Raw genomic sequence first — 14,750 nt, forward strand, 5'->3', positions numbered from 1 at the left:
CAGCACGGGAGCCGGGCAGCACATTGGCTGCCCGGCTCTCGCCGCTTGATGGTTCAGGCCCCTTCGACCTGTTCGGCCAGTTCGAGCCAGCGTTCCTCGGCCGCTTCCTTTTCCCCCCGCGCCTTGGCCACGGCCTCACTCAGCGCTGCAAAGCACTTGGGATCGCGGGTGTAGAGCGCCGGATCGGCCAGCGCGGCTTCATCGCGCGCGATCGCCGCATCGAGTTCCTCGATGCGCTTTGGCAGCATTTCGTAGTCGCGCTGATCCTTGTAGGTCAGCTTGGCCTTGCGCGGTGCCGGTGGCGGCGGGGGAGGGGCCGCCTCGGCCACCTTGCTCGCGCCCACCTTGGGCTGCGCGGCCAGGCGCGCCTTGCGCTGGCGCTCCCAATCGGCATAGCCGCCCACCACGATATCGACCTTGCCCGAGCCATCCATGCCCAGGGTGATATTGACGGTGCGATCGAGAAAGTCACGGTCGTGGCTGACGATCAGCACGGTGCCCTCGTAGTCGCCGATCACTTCCTGCAACAGGTCGAGCGTTTCTAGGTCGAGGTCGTTGGTCGGCTCGTCGAGCACCAAGAGGTTGGAGAACCGCGCAAACTCGCGCGCGAGCAGCAGGCGCGAGCGTTCGCCACCCGAAAGCGTGCCCACGCGCGCTTCGACCAGGCCCGGATCGAACAGGAAGTCCTTGAGATAGCCGTGGATATGCTTGCGCACACCGCGTACGTCGATCCAGTCGCCGCCTTCGGCCAGCACATCGCGCACACGCTTTTCCGGCGCCATCAGGCTGCGCTGCTGGTCGATCACCACTCCGGTCAGCGTTTGGGCCAGCGTGACGCTGCCTTCGTCGGGCGCCAGTTCGCCGGTCAGGATTTTCAGCAGCGTGGTCTTGCCCGCGCCGTTGGAGCCGACCAGGCCGATACGGTCGCCGCGCTGGATGCGCAGCGAAAAGTCCTTGATGATCGTGCGATCGCCAAACCGCTTGGTCACGTGGTCAGCCACGATCACCGACTTGGTCTTGCTGTCGTCGCTGGCGATGGCGAGCTTGGCCGCGCCTTGCGGCCCAGTCATCGCGGCGCGTTCGGCGCGCATTTCGTGCAGCTTTTCCAAACGGCCCATGTTGCGCTTGCGCCGCGCGGTCACGCCGCGGTGCAGCCAGTGCTCCTCGATCTTGAGCTTGGCATCGAGCTTGTCGGCCGCGCGCGCCTCTTCGGCGTGGACCTGCTCCATCCACGCTTCATAGCCGCCAAAGCCCACTTCCTTGCGGCGCAGGCTGCCGCGGTCGAGCCACAGCGTGGCGCGCGTCAGCCGCGTCAGGAAGGTACGGTCGTGGCTGATCACCACGAACGCGCCGTTGAAGCGTTGCAGCCAGTCTTCCAGCCATTCGATCGCGGCCAGATCGAGGTGGTTGGTCGGTTCGTCGAGCAGCAGCACATCGGGGTCTTGCGCCAGGGCGCGGGCCAGCGCCGCCCGGCGCCGTTCCCCGCCGGAGGCGTTCTGCGCCTCACGCGCCAGGTCGATGCCCAACTGGTCGGCGATCGCCTCCACTTCGTGCGGTTCGGGGGCATCGGGCCCGTGCAGCGCGAAATCGCGCAAGGTGGCAAAGCCCTTGAAGAACGGGTCCTGCTCCAGCGTCACCACGCGCGCGCCGGGCTGGACCGAACGCTTGCCCTTGTCGGCATCGATCGTGCCGGCAATCAGTTTGAGCAGGGTGCTCTTGCCCGCGCCGTTGCGCCCGATCAGGGCGAGACGGTCACGCGGGGCGATTTGGATGTCGAGGTCCTGGAAAAGCCAGCCGGTGCCTTGATGCAGGCCCAGCCCTTCCCAGCTCAGGATTGGTGCTGCCATAAGCCCCTGCGCTTAGCGGCGGGCTGGCCACAGGTCCACCTGAACATGGCGAAACGGTGCTATTCACAACTTGTTCAATAGGATTGTTGCATGCACAAGGCATGACGATGCTCCGCCGCCTTCTCCTTGCTGCTGCCAGCGTGCTGGCCCTGGCTGCCGCCGCACCGGCGGCCAACGCCCAGATTCGCAACGAACAGGACCGTGCCCGCCAGGATCTGGCAGCCGGCCATGTGCGCTCGCTGCGCGAGATTGAGGCGCGTGTATTGCCGATGATGCGCGGCGCACAGTATCTCGGGCCTGAATACGATCCCCAGGCGCGCGCCTATCGCCTGAAATTCATTCGCGAGGGCCGGGTGGTTTTCGTCGATGTCGATGGCCGCACTGGCCAGGTCATGGGCGAATCGCGCTGATATCCCCCGCCGGTTACACGGCATGATGCGCCACGCGGGAACCGTTTCTTGACCGTTCAGGTTCCTGTCGCCATCTAACCTCCATTCCAGCACGTTCGCGCCGCCCGTCCATCCGGGCAGCCGGCGCCAGAAGGGGCCAATTGCCATGCGTATCCTGATCGTCGAGGACGAACCGACCCTGGGGCGGCAGCTCAAGTCCACGCTCGAGCAGAACGGCTATGCCGTGGACCTGTCGACCGATGGGGAAGACGGCCACTTCCTCGGCTCGACCGAAGACTATGACGCGGTGATCCTCGACCTCGGCCTGCCCGAAATCGACGGGCTCACCGTTCTGGGCATGTGGCGCAAGGAAGGCCGCAAGTTCCCCGTCCTCGTGCTCACCGCGCGTGACAGCTGGTCCGACAAGGTTGCCGGCCTCGATGCTGGCGCTGACGATTATCTCGCCAAGCCGTTCCAGACCGAAGAACTCATCGCCCGCCTGCGCGCGCTGATCCGCCGCGCCTCGGGCAATTCCTCGTCGGAATTGATCGCCGGCGATGTGCGCCTCGATACCCGCTCGGGCCGCGTCACCCTGCAGGGTGAGCCGGTCAAGCTGACGGCGCAGGAATACAAGCTGCTGTCCTATCTGCTCCACCACAAGGGCAAGGTGGTCAGCCGCACGGAACTGATCGAACACATCTATGACCAGGATTTCGATCGCGATTCCAATACGATCGAAGTGTTCGTCACGCGCATTCGCAAGAAGCTGGGCGCCGATGTGATCACCACGATCCGGGGCCTGGGCTACAGCCTCGACGATCCGGCGGCCGTGCGCGGATAAGGGCTGCGGCGTGAACCGGCTGGCCCGCCTCCTGCTGCGGCTGGGCTTCGGGCGCCACCGCGCCGAAGCCGCCGCTGCTACGGCAGGCGGGCGCCAGCACACCGGCTCGCTGTCGCGGCGCATGCTGCTGATTGCGTTTGCCTGGGTCACGGTGCTGTTGCTGGGCGGCGGCCTGGCGCTTGATCGCACGCTGACCGGGCTGGTCACCCGCAATTTCGATGACCAGCTCAACTACATGCTCACCGCCATGGTCGCTTCGGCCGAAATCGGCCCGGATGGGGAGGTGTTCTTCAACCGCACCCTGGGCGACCAGCGCTTTCTCGAACCCAACAGCGGCCTCTACTGGCAGATTTCGGGGCAGGGGCATGACGATTTCCCTTCCCGCTCGCTGTGGGATCGTACGCTGAAGCTGCGCGCCGATCACGTCGACACGGCGCCGCACATCTACGATTCCAACCAGTTTGGCGATAACGAGAGGCTGCGCATGATCGAGCGATCGGTCATCCTGCCGGGCAGCAACACGCTGTGGCAATTCTCCGTGGCGGCCAGCCGTGGCGAACTCGATGCGCAGATCACCCGTATTCGCGCGATCCTGGTCTGGTCGTTCCTGGTGCTGGGCATGGGCCTGTTCATCATGGCCGGCCTGCAAACCTATTATGGCCTGGGTCCGTTGCGCCGCGTGCGCCGCGCGATTGCCGCCATGCGCGAAGGCGGCGCATCGCGCGTGAACGAGCCGCTGCCCCTGGAAGTGCAGCCGCTGGTCGAGGAAATCAACTTGCTGCTGGCCCATTCCGAAAAGCAGGCGGAAGAGGCGCGCACCCATGCCGGCAATCTCGCCCATGCGCTGAAAACGCCGCTGACGGTAGTGATGAACGCAGCCACCGCCCACGCGCCCGACCTGTCCGACACGGTGATCCGCGAAGCGGCGGTGATGCGCCGCCAGGTCGATCACCATCTCGCGCGCGCCCGCGCCGTCGGCCGGCGCGCCACCGGCCTGTCGCGCGCCACGGTATGGGAAAGCGCCGATGCCGTGGTGCGCGCCGTCACCCGGCTCTATGCCGATGTGCGCTTTGACCTCGATGGCAACCGCGAGGCGGGGGTGGCGATCGAGCGGCAGGATCTGGACGAGATCCTGGGCAACCTGATCGAGAACGCGGCCAAGTATGGCGGCGGATCGGTGTTCATCACCATCGACGCCGTGCCCACCGATCCGCGCTTTTGCGATATCTGGGTGGAAGACGACGGCATGGGCATACCCGAGGCGGAGCGCGAGCGGATTTTCGACCGTGGCGCCCGGCTCGATACCGGCAAGCCAGGCACGGGCCTCGGCCTGGCCATCGTGCGCGACGTGGCCGAACTCTATGGCGGCGCGGTGACGCTGGGCGAAAGCGAAGACCTGGGCGGTCTGCTAACGACCCTCAGATTGCCCCGCGCCAAATAAAAGATCCTCCCTCCGCGCCAGCGGGGGAGGGGAACCGCCTGCAAAGCGGGTGGTGGAGGGGGGTGAGCTACTCCCCCCGCTCGCGCGGATGGGCATTGCGATAGGCATCGAGCAGCGTGGCGGCATCCACCCGCGTATAGATCTGCGTGGACGACAGGCTGGCATGGCCCAGCAATTCCTGCAGGCTGCGCAAATCGGCTCCGGCGCCCAGCAGATGCGTGGCAAAGCTGTGGCGCAGGGCGTGGGGCGTGGCTGTGGCCGGCAGGCCCAGGGCCACGCGGGCGCGTGCCATCGCGCGCTGCACCAGGCCGGGCGAGAGCGGCCCGCCCTTGGCGCCGCGAAACAGCGCGGCGTCGCGCTCCAGCGGCCAGGGCACTTGCGCGGCATAGTCGGCCACCGCCTGGCGCACCGCCGGCAACAGCGCGATCACCCGCTGGCGCCCACCCTTGCCGGTCACCACCAGCCGCTCGCCCAGCGGCAGTACGCTGGCGGGCAGGGCCAGCGCCTCGGCAATGCGCAGGCCGGCGCCATAAAGCAGCAGCAGCACGGCGCGGTCGCGCGCGGCGATCCAGGGCGCGGCCTCGTCGGAAACCATCTCGGCCAGGGCCACGGCATCGTCGGGTGAAATCGGGCGGGGCAGGCCCTTCTTCACGCGCGGCCCACGCAGGCGCGGCGCTACGGCATCGGGCAGGCCGGCCTGGGCGCGGGCAAAGGCCAGGAACGCCTTGAGCGCGGAAAGCTCGCGCGCGGCAGAGGTATTGACCAGGCCCTCCGCGCGCCGCTCGGCCAGATGCTGGCGCAGGCGCGGGGCATCGAGCCGGGCCAGGCTGGCCCAGTCCTGCCCGGCGGGCAGAGCATCGAGCAGGCGCTGCGCGGTCTTGTGATAGGCGCGCACGGTGTGGGGCGATCGGCGCAGCGACAGCGCCAGGTGATCGTGCCAGGCAATCAGCAGGTCTGCCCGGTCCATGCCGCTTTTCCCTCAGCCTACCAGCTCGGCCGGCACAAGTTCGGCCAGCAGCGCATCGAGCAGCGGCATCCCCGCCTCGGTCACCACCAGCCGCGTGCCCTCGTCGCGCAGCAGGCCGCCACGCGCATGGAACGCGCGCTTGGACGGGTCGATCAGCGCGCTTTCCGCCAGGCCAAAGCGGCGGGAGAGGGCGGCGACATCCACCCCTTCATCCAGGCGCAGGCCCATCAGCAGCGCTTCGCTGGCCTGTTCGGTCCGGCCCAGCGCGCGTTGTTCCACCAGGCCATGGCCTTGCTCTGCCACCGCGCGCAGATATTTTTCCGGCTTGCGATGCCTGACCGTGGCAGTTTCCAGCCGCCGGCCATGTGCACCCGGCCCGATCCCGGCATAGTCGCCATAGCGCCAATAGGTCAGGTTGTGGCGGCTCTGCTCGCCCGGTCGGGCGTGATTGCTGATTTCGTAGGCGGGCAGGCCGGCCGCGGTCATGCGTTCGCGGGTCAGCGCAAAAAGGTCGGCCGCGGCATCATCGTCAAGCGGGGTAAAGCGCCCTTCGCGCACCAAAGTGGCAAAGCGCGTGCCCGGTTCGATCGTCAGCTGATAGAGCGACATATGCCCGGTGCCCAGCGCCAGTGCCTCGCCCAGTTCGGCATCCCACGTTTCGGGCGTGTGGCCCGGCCGGGCATAGATCAGGTCAAACGTCACGCGGGCAAAGTGGCGCTGCGCCACGTCAAGCGCCGCCAGTCCCTCGGCTGCATTGTGCAGCCGGCCCAGGAAATGCAGCGTCTCGTCGTCCAGCGCCTGAAGGCCCAGCGACACGCGGTTGATCCCCACGCTCGCCAGTGCCGCAAAATTGGCCGCCTCCACTGACGATGGGTTTGCTTCCAGCGTGATCTCGATATCGCTGGCCAGGCGCCAGTGCTGCCCCGCCGCTTCGATCAGCCGCGCCACAAGCGCGGGCGGCATCAGCGAGGGCGTGCCGCCGCCAAAGAAGATCGAGGTGAGTTCCCGCCCGGGCAGCAGGGCCGCCTCGTGCGCCATGTCGGCCAGGAGCGCACTTTCCCATGCCGCCATGTCGGTCTTGGCGCGCACATGGCTGTTGAAGTCGCAATAGGGGCACTTCGCGAGGCAGAACGGCCAGTGGATATAAAGCGCGAGGGGGGGCATTTGTTCTCCGGGAAATCGTGCGCGAGGCTTCACACCACCCCCCGACCCCCTCCTCTTCAGAGGAGGGGGTCGGGGGGTGGTGGGAAGCCTTAAGCAACCCAGCCCCTTCTACCCCGCAAACTGCGCGGCGACCAGCTTGGCAAAGGCATCGGCGCGATGGCTGATGGCGTGCTTTTCGGCCGGATCGAGTTCGGCAAAGGTGCGCGTATCGCCCACCGGCACGAACACCGGGTCATAGCCAAAGCCCAGCGTGCCGCGCGGCGGCCAGGTCAGCGTGCCATCGGCCCGCCCTTCATAGCTGACCGCTTCGCCATCGGGCCAGGCAATCGCCAGAACGCACGAAAACCAGCAGTCGCGCGGGGCATCCGGGCCCAGCTCGGCCAGCTTGCCCTCAACCTTGCCCATGGCCATGTACCAGTCGCGGCCAGGCCCACCTTCATATGGCGCCGCTTCCGCCCAATCGGCGGTATAGACGCCGGGCGCGCCGGCCAGCGCGGCCACCGAAAGCCCGGAATCGTCAGACAGCGCCGGCAGGTTGGCGGCGCGCGCCGCTGCGTGCGCCTTGATCAGCGCGTTTTCCACAAAGGTCGTGCCGGTCTCTGCCGGTTCGGGCAGACCAAGCTCGCCCGCCGACAGGCATTCCAGGCCATAGGGAGCCAGCAGCGCCTGGATTTCGCGCAGCTTGCCCTTGTTGTGCGTGGCGATGACCAGCTTGCCGGGGGCGAGCGTGCGGCTCACCGCGCCACGGCCTTTTCCTGCGCGGCGAAGATGTCGGTGCAGCCCAGGCGCGCCAGGCGCAGCAGGCGCAGCAGCGCTTCCTCGTCATAGGTCGCGCCTTCGGCGGTCGCCTGCACTTCGGCGATGTGGCCGCCTTCGATCAGCACGAAGTTGGCATCGGCATCGGCCGAGCTGTCTTCGATATAGTCGAGATCGAGCACCGGCGTGCCCTTGACGATCCCGCACGAGATCGCCGCGACCTTGCGGGTCAGCGGATCGTCCTGGATCGCACCGGCATCCATCAGCTTCTGCACCGCCAGGCGCAGCGCGACCCATGCGCCCGAGATCGAGGCCGTACGGGTGCCGCCATCGGCCTGGATCACGTCGCAATCCAGCGTGATCTGGCGTTCGCCCAGTTTCTTGAGATCGGTCACGGCGCGCAAGGACCGCCCGATCAGGCGCTGGATTTCCTGGGTGCGGCCCGATTGCTTGCCCTTGGCCGCCTCGCGGCTGCCACGGGTGTGGGTGGCGCGGGGCAGCATCGAATATTCCGCCGTCACCCAGCCTTCACCCTTGCCGCGCATGAACGGCGGCACGCGCTCTTCCACCGATGCGGTCACCAGCACCTTGGTGTCGCCAAAGCCGATGAGGACCGAGCCCTCGGCATGCTTGGTGAAGTTGGTCTCGATGGTGATCGCCCGCATCTGATCGGCGGCGCGGCCGGAAGGACGCATGTTGAGGTTTCCTTGCAAGGGTGGGTGCCAGAATTGCGCGCTGCCTTGGCCGATTGCTTGATGGCCCGCAAGCAATTCCGCGCGGCATGCAATTCCCTTGAGCCTTGGGCCAAGGCTTCTACATATAGCTCTGGTATGAACGGCTCCACGCTTACCGATCTGTCCAACCGCGCCCGCGATATCTTCCGCCTGGTGGTGGAGGGCTATATCGCCTCGGGCCAGCCGGTCGGCTCCAAGACGCTGGCCGGCGCGGGCGGGGTCAATCTGTCGCCCGCCTCGATCCGCTCGGTATTGCAGGAACTCCAGGACGCCGGGCTGCTGGCCGCGCCGCACACCAGCGCCGGGCGCATGCCCACCGAAATGGGCCTGCGCCTGTTCGTCGACGGCATCATGCAGGTCGCCCAGCCGAGCGAGGCCGAACGCGCCCAGATCGAACGCGGCCTCAAGCGCACCCGCGCGCAGGGCGGCACGATCGAGGCGGCCCTGGCGGCGGCAACCTCGGCGCTGTCAGAGCTTTCGGCCGGGGCAGGGGTGATCATGGTGCCGCGCCGCGAACCGCGGCTGATGCAGCTTTCGTTCGTATCGCTGTCGCCCACGCGCGCGCTGGCCGTGCTGGTGGCCGAAGACGGTGGCATCGAAAACCGCGTGATCGATCTGCCGGCGCCCACCGCACCCTTCATGCTGGAACAGGCCTCCAACTATCTCACCGCGCGTCTCGCCGGCCGCACCCTGGCCGAGGCGGTCGCCGCGATCCGTGCCGAAATTGCCGGCGGGCGCAGCGCGCTCGATGTTGCCAGCGCCGATCTGGTGCAGCGCGGCCTGGCCGTATGGAGCATGGACGCGGCCCAGCGCCCGGTCCTGGTGGTGCGCGGCCAGGCCAACCTGCTGGATGAAGCCGCGCTCGGCGATATCGAGCGGGTGCGCCTGCTGCTCGATGAACTGGAAAGCGCCGAGGCGATTGCCGGCGTGCTCGACGCCGCGCGCGAGGCGCAGGCCACGCGTATTTTCATCGGCAGCGAGAACCGCCTGTTCTCGCTTTCGGGGTCCTCGGTGATCGCTTCGCCCTGGCGCGACGGCGAGGGGCGGGTGGTCGGTGTAGTGGGGGTGATCGGGCCAACGCGGTTGAATTATGCGCGCGTCGTCCCCATGGTGGATTTCACGGCCCAATCCTTGGGCAAACTTATCGGACAAGACGGATTTTCACGCAAATGACGGATAACGAGACGCGCCCGCAAGATGCAGAGCTGGAAGCCGAACTGGCTGGCGTGCCCGAGGATTTGAAGGAATCCGGCGCCGCTGGCCACGATACCGAGCTGGCGGCCCTGCGCGAATCGCTCGAGGTGGCCAAGCAGGACGTGCTCTATGCCAAGGCGGAGACACAGAATGTGCGCCGCCGCATGGAAAAGGACATTGCCGATGCGCGCGCCTATGCCGCCACCAGCTTTGCCCGCGACATCCTGTCGGTGGCCGACAACCTGGCCCGCGCACTGGAAACCATCCCGGCCGACCTGCGCGAGGACGACAAGTTCAAGAACCTGGTCACCGGCCTGGAAGCCACCGGGCGCGAGATCGAAAAGGTTTTCGGCAACCACGGCATCAGCCGCATCGCCGCCAAGGGCATGCCGCTCGACCCGCATCAGCACCAGGCTATGATGGAAGTGCCCTCGGCCGAGCATGAACCCGGCACCGTGGTGCAGGAGCTTCAGGCCGGCTACACCATCAAGGACCGCCTGCTGCGCCCGGCCATGGTCGTGGTGGCCAAGAAGCCGGATTGATTTTCGGGCGTGGCTAAAGGGTCCACACCACCCCCAACCCCCTCCTCTAAAGAGGAGGGGGCTTTAGAGTCAAAGCCTTAACTCCCCATCCTCTTTAGAGGAGGGGGTTGGGGGGTGGTGGCGGCCAAAAACCGCGCTTCTGTGGAACCAACCGCCCGCTTTCATCGTAATATCCTGTGACAACGGGAGGGCGATGGAGGAATTGCCATGGGTAAGAAGTTCCTGATCCCCGCCGCCATTGCGCTTGGTGCCCTGTCGCTGGGCGGCTGTGCGCGCAACTATGCCGGTGAAGGTGGACTAGCCGGGGCTGGCGTCGGCGCCGCGGTAGCCGGCATTTCCGGCGGCAATATCGGCACTGGCGCAGCGATCGGCGGCGCTGTGGGCGCGGCCGCCGGCTCGCAGGTCAAGAAGGATTGCTGGCGTACCGACGCCGATGGCCGCAGCTATCGCGTCTGCTGATCAAAACGGCAGGACTGCCCGATAGGCCGCCAGCGGTGGCTTGTCGGGCAGTGCCATGCCTTGCTCCAGCAGGAAGGCGTGGCGCACTATTTCCGCCTGTTGTTCCAGGCCATAGCGGGCAAACGGCTTGCCCGGCACCAAGTCATAGGCATAGCGACAGAACGGATGACGCTGCAGGGGCAGGAAGACGCCCCGCTGCCATTGCCACACGTGGCACAATTCGTGGATCAGCAGCCCTTGCAGGCTGAGGCGCTCTTGCGCGAAATCGGCTGACCAGAAATCGGCGCCGGGGTGAAAGTGGATGTGCCCCATCGGCGCCATCACCACGTTCACCCCTTGAAACGGCCACCAGCGGCGGCGCCGCACTTCCACCCGCTGCCAATCGATCGCCGTGCCATAGATGCGGCGTCCCAGCGCCACTTCGCCCGGCGTCAGCTTGCGCGCGACCATGATGGCGCGCTGGCCTTACATATGATCCATGTGGTCCATGCTGCCGCCTGCGGCGGTGCTTGCGGCTGCGGCGCCGGGCGCGACGACCTTGGCCTTGGTCGTTGCCTTGTCACCGTTGTCGAGGGTGATGGTGAGTTCGGTCACCCCGCCGGCCTTGAGCGTGGGGGCGAGGTCGAACAGCATCACGTGGTTGGCACCGGGCTTGAACTCCACGCTCTTGCCCGATTGCAGCGGCACCGCCTTGAGCGGCGACATCTGCATCATGCCATCCTTCATCGCGCTTTCATGCATTTCCGCGCGGCCCGCGCCGTCGACATGCACGGCTACCAACTGGCGGTCGGGCCCGCTGCCCTGCGCCAGGGTGAAATAGGCAACGCCCGGATTGCCGGCCACGGCGGGCAACTGCACGGTCGCATCGGTCAGCGTGGTGCCCGGTGCGTTTTCGGGCGTGGCATCGAGGCTTGCGGCAACGCTGGGGCTTTCCTGCGGCGCAGGCTTGCTGCATCCCGCCAGGGCAAGGCCCGAAGCCAGGGCAAGACAGGCCATGCCGGCCAGAACAGGTGCGCGCATGCGATGCGATCCTTCTTTTCAAGCGAGGTGAAAATGTGACGCAGCCATAGCACGCGCGGGGCTTGTGCCAAGCGCAAGCGCACCTATATCCCGCCCGTAACGAGCCGCCAAGGTGGCGCCTGCCCACAAGGGGGACGCCCGATTAAGCGGTGTCAACACGCGAAGGATATGGGGAAACATGGCTAAAGTTATTGGTATCGACCTCGGCACGACCAACAGCTGCGTCGCGGTGATGGACGGGGGCACGCCCAAGGTCATCGAGAATTCGGAAGGCGCGCGCACGACGCCTTCGATCGTGGCTTTCACCAAGGACGGTGAGCGCCTGATCGGTCAGCCGGCCAAGCGCCAGGCCGTGACCAACCCTGACAACACGATCTTTGCGGTCAAGCGTCTGATCGGCCGTCGTTTCGACGATCCGCTGACCCAGAAGGACACCCAGCTGGTGCCCTACACGATCACCAAGGGCAAGAACGGCGATGCATGGGTTGCGGCCGGTGGCCAGGATTACAGCCCGTCGCAGATTTCGGCCTATACCCTTCAGAAGATGAAGGAAACCGCCGAAAGCTACCTGGGCGAAACCGTGACGCAGGCAGTGATCACCGTGCCGGCGTACTTCAACGACGCGCAGCGCCAGGCGACCAAGGACGCCGGCCAGATCGCCGGCCTTGAAGTGCTGCGCATCATCAACGAGCCGACTGCGGCCGCGCTGGCCTATGGCCTCGACAAGCAGGACGGCAAGACCATTGCCGTGTACGACCTTGGCGGCGGCACGTTCGACATCTCCATCCTCGAAATCGGCGATGGCGTGTTCGAGGTGAAGTCCACCAACGGTGACACGTTCCTGGGCGGTGAAGACTTCGACACCGCGCTGGTCGAATACCTGGCGGACAAGTTCAAAGGCAAGGAAGGCCTTGATCTGCGTGGCGACAAGCTTGCCCTGCAGCGTCTCAAGGAAGCGGCGGAAAAGGCCAAGATCGAACTGTCTTCGGCCCAGACCACCGAAATCAACCTGCCCTTCATCACCGCACGCATGGAAGGTGGCAGCACCACCCCGCTGCACCTGGTGGAAACCATCACCCGTTCGGACCTCGAACGCCTGGTCGGCAAGCTGATCGAGCGCACGCTCGAGCCCTGCCGCAAGGCGCTGGCCGATGCCGGCCTTTCGGCCAAGGACATCGACGACGTGGTGCTGGTCGGCGGCATGACCCGCATGCCCAAGGTGCGCGACGTGGTGAAGGACTTCTTCGGCAAGGACCCGCACACCGGCGTGAACCCTGACGAAGTCGTGGCCATGGGCGCGGCCATCCAGGCCGGCGTGCTCCAGGGCGACGTCAAGGACGTGCTGCTGCTCGACGTGACCCCGCTGTCGCTGGGTATCGAAACGCTGGGCGGCATCATGACCAAGATGATCGACCGCAACACCACGATCCCGACCAAGAAGAGCCAGGTCTACTCGACCGCGGAAGACAACCAGCAGGCCGTGACCATCCGCGTGTTCCAGGGTGAACGCGAAATGGCGCAGGACAACAAGCTGCTGGGCCAGTTCGACCTGCTCGGTATTCCGCCCGCACGGCGCGGTGTGCCCCAGATCGAGGTGACGTTCGACATCGACGCCAACGGCATCGTCAACGTGTCGGCCAAGGACAAGGGCACCGGCAAGGAACAGCAGATCCGCATCCAGGCATCGGGCGGCCTGTCCGACGCCGATATCGACCAGATGGTGCGCGACGCGGAAAAGTTCGCGGCTGACGACAAGAAGCGCCGCGAGGCGGCCGAGGCCAAGAACAACGCCGAAAGCCTGGTCCACGCCACCGAGCGCCAGCTCGAAGAGCATGGCGACAAGGTTGACGCGGGCCTCAAGGCCGAAATCGAGGCAGCCCTGGCCGAAGCCAAGACCGCGATCGAAAGCGGCAATGCCGAAGACATGACCGCCAAGACCCAGGCCCTCACCGACAAGGCGATGAAGCTGGGCCAGGCGATCTATGAAAAGGAACAGGCCGGTGCCGCCTCTCCGGGGGCAGAAGCGCCCAAGGACGACGGCGTGGTCGACGCCGAGTTCTCGGAAGTGGACGACACCAAGGCTTGATCTGCAACATGACCCCCTCTCTTGCCACGCATGGTGGCAAGGGACGGGGAGAGGGGACCAGGAACGCCTTTAACATGGCATTGCCCAGGCCCTCTCCCCGTGCGGGGCGAGGGCTTTGTTATGGCAGTTGAAGCCGATTATTACGAATTGCTGGAAGTGGAACGGACGGCTGATGACAAGGTCATCAAGTCTGCGTTCCGCAAGCTGGCGATGAAATTCCACCCCGACAAGAATCCGGGGTGCCAGGATTCCGAGGCCAAGTTCAAGCAGATCAACGAGGCCTATGCCTGCCTCTCCGATCCGCAAAAACGCGCCGCCTATGATCGCTATGGCCATGCCGCGTTCCAGCAGGGCGGCCCCGGTGGGGGCGGTGCAGGCGGTTTTGGCGGCGGCGATTTCGGCGACATCGGCGATATCTTCGAAACGATCTTCGGCGGAGCTTTTGGTGGCGGTGGCGGCCGGCAGCAAAGTCGGCGCGGCGCCGATCTGCGCTATGACATGGAAGTGACGCTGGAAGAGGCGTTCCATGGCAAGACTGCCGAAATCACCGTAGAAGTGTCGCAGACCTGCGAACCGTGCAGCGGCTCCGGCGCGACGCCCGGCACCTCTGCCCGTCGCTGCAACCTGTGCGGTGGCCATGGCAAGGTGCGCGCGCAGCAGGGTTTCTTCATGGTGGAGCGGGCTTGCCCCAACTGCCACGGTCGCGGCGAAGTGATCGAAAAGCCCTGCCGCCATTGCCGTGGCGAAGGCCGCGTCGATGCGCCGCAGACCCTGGCGGTGGATATTCCTGCCGGCGTGGATACCGGCACGCGCATCCGCCTGGCTGGCAAGGGCGAGGCCGGGCCCAATGGCGCCCCGGCGGGCGATCTCTACATCTTTCTGCACATTGCCCGGCACAAAGTGTTCGAGCGCGACGGCACCACGCTGCTGACCCGCGCCCCGATCAGCTTCACCACCGCGGCCCTGGGCGGCGAAATCGAGATCCCTGGCCTGGACGGCAGCCGCCACGCGATCGAGATTCCCGCCGGCATCCAATCGGGCAAACAGTTGCGCAAGCGCGGCGCGGGCATGCCCGTGCTGCAAGGGCGCGGCTCGGGCGATCTTGTCGTGGAAATCCAGGTGGAAACGCCCACCAAACTGTCGGCGCGCCAGCGCGAACTGCTGCGCGAATTCCAGAGCACCGAAACCGGCGAAGAATGCCCGCAATCCAAGGGCTTTTTCGAACGCATCAAGGATGCCTGGACCGATTTGACGGAATAACATCGGGCAAGGCGTCCACCACCCCCAACCCCCTCCTCTGAAGAGGAGGG

General features: G+C 66.2%; 15 protein-coding genes. 8 read left to right on the plus strand and 7 right to left on the minus strand.

Annotated features, from left to right (window positions below):
* Positions 1-53 precede the first annotated feature (53 nt).
* Entirely contained in the window at positions 54-1,847 is a 1,794-nt protein-coding gene (locus ABIC78_RS12710) for an ABC-F family ATP-binding cassette domain-containing protein (protein WP_354490041.1), read from the minus strand.
* 107 nt (positions 1,848-1,954) lie between these two features.
* On the opposite strand from ABIC78_RS12710, the gene ABIC78_RS12715 reads away from it, so the two are divergent.
* From ABIC78_RS12715 to ABIC78_RS12725, 3 genes are all read left to right on the plus strand, one after another.
* Entirely contained in the window at positions 1,955-2,257 is a 303-nt protein-coding gene (locus tag ABIC78_RS12715) for a hypothetical protein (RefSeq protein WP_369801227.1), read from the plus strand.
* Positions 2,258-2,402: 145 nt separating this feature from the next.
* On the plus strand, positions 2,403-3,077 hold the full coding sequence (locus ABIC78_RS12720; protein ID WP_022676009.1) for a response regulator transcription factor: 675 nt from the start codon (positions 2,403-2,405) through the stop codon (positions 3,075-3,077).
* Positions 3,078-3,198: 121 nt separating this feature from the next.
* Entirely contained in the window at positions 3,199-4,518 is a 1,320-nt protein-coding gene (locus tag ABIC78_RS12725) for a sensor histidine kinase (RefSeq protein WP_107717415.1), read from the plus strand.
* Between the two features lie 67 nt (positions 4,519-4,585).
* Here ABIC78_RS12725 and ABIC78_RS12730 read toward each other — a convergent pair whose 3' ends face one another.
* From ABIC78_RS12730 to rph, 4 genes are all read right to left on the minus strand, one after another.
* Positions 4,586-5,485, minus strand: coding sequence for a tyrosine recombinase XerC (locus ABIC78_RS12730; RefSeq protein ID WP_054130973.1), 900 nt, complete (start codon positions 5,483-5,485; stop codon positions 4,586-4,588).
* Positions 5,486-5,497: 12 nt separating this feature from the next.
* A complete protein-coding gene (hemW, locus tag ABIC78_RS12735; RefSeq protein ID WP_354490044.1) occupies positions 5,498-6,649 on the minus strand; it encodes a radical SAM family heme chaperone HemW in 1,152 nt (383 codons plus the stop codon).
* A gap of 108 nt (positions 6,650-6,757) precedes the next feature.
* Positions 6,758-7,387 carry an RdgB/HAM1 family non-canonical purine NTP pyrophosphatase gene (gene rdgB / locus ABIC78_RS12740; RefSeq protein ID WP_354490046.1) on the minus strand — a complete coding sequence of 210 codons (630 nt, stop codon included), beginning with the start codon at positions 7,385-7,387 and terminating at the stop codon, positions 6,758-6,760.
* Positions 7,384-8,100, minus strand: a complete 717-nt coding sequence (gene rph, locus ABIC78_RS12745) for a ribonuclease PH (RefSeq protein WP_107717294.1) — start codon at positions 8,098-8,100, stop codon at positions 7,384-7,386. Before rph ends, rdgB begins: the two co-directional genes overlap by 4 nt.
* A 135-nt stretch (positions 8,101-8,235) precedes the next feature.
* On the opposite strand from rph, the gene hrcA reads away from it, so the two are divergent.
* From hrcA to ABIC78_RS12760, 3 genes are all read left to right on the plus strand, one after another.
* Positions 8,236-9,312 (plus strand): heat-inducible transcriptional repressor HrcA, encoded by a 1,077-nt coding sequence (gene hrcA, locus ABIC78_RS12750; RefSeq protein ID WP_062782367.1) that lies wholly within the window; start codon positions 8,236-8,238, stop codon positions 9,310-9,312.
* Positions 9,309-9,875 carry a nucleotide exchange factor GrpE gene (gene grpE, locus ABIC78_RS12755; protein ID WP_022677505.1) on the plus strand — a complete coding sequence of 189 codons (567 nt, stop codon included), beginning with the start codon at positions 9,309-9,311 and terminating at the stop codon, positions 9,873-9,875. Before hrcA ends, grpE begins: the two co-directional genes overlap by 4 nt.
* A 207-nt stretch (positions 9,876-10,082) precedes the next feature.
* Positions 10,083-10,334, plus strand: a complete 252-nt coding sequence (locus tag ABIC78_RS12760) for a glycine zipper domain-containing protein (protein WP_022677504.1) — start codon at positions 10,083-10,085, stop codon at positions 10,332-10,334.
* Here the strand turns inward: ABIC78_RS12760 and ABIC78_RS12765 are convergent, their stop codons facing one another.
* Entirely contained in the window at positions 10,335-10,784 is a 450-nt protein-coding gene (locus ABIC78_RS12765; protein ID WP_171792448.1) for a vgr related protein, read from the minus strand.
* Between the two features lie 15 nt (positions 10,785-10,799).
* Positions 10,800-11,354: a copper chaperone PCu(A)C gene (locus tag ABIC78_RS12770; protein ID WP_022677502.1), complete on the minus strand. Its 555-nt coding sequence runs from the start codon at positions 11,352-11,354 to the stop codon at positions 10,800-10,802.
* A 178-nt stretch (positions 11,355-11,532) separates the two neighbouring features.
* Between ABIC78_RS12770 and dnaK the strand changes: the two genes are divergently transcribed.
* Both dnaK and dnaJ read left to right on the plus strand, forming a co-directional pair.
* Entirely contained in the window at positions 11,533-13,440 is a 1,908-nt protein-coding gene (gene dnaK, locus ABIC78_RS12775; protein WP_054130975.1) for a molecular chaperone DnaK, read from the plus strand.
* A gap of 120 nt (positions 13,441-13,560) precedes the next feature.
* Positions 13,561-14,700 carry a molecular chaperone DnaJ gene (dnaJ, locus tag ABIC78_RS12780; protein WP_171799004.1) on the plus strand — a complete coding sequence of 380 codons (1,140 nt, stop codon included), beginning with the start codon at positions 13,561-13,563 and terminating at the stop codon, positions 14,698-14,700.
* Positions 14,701-14,750 lie beyond the last annotated feature (50 nt).

The organism is Novosphingobium sp. 1529, assembly GCF_040544855.1.
Lineage (GTDB): Bacteria > Pseudomonadota > Alphaproteobacteria > Sphingomonadales > Sphingomonadaceae > Novosphingobium > Novosphingobium capsulatum.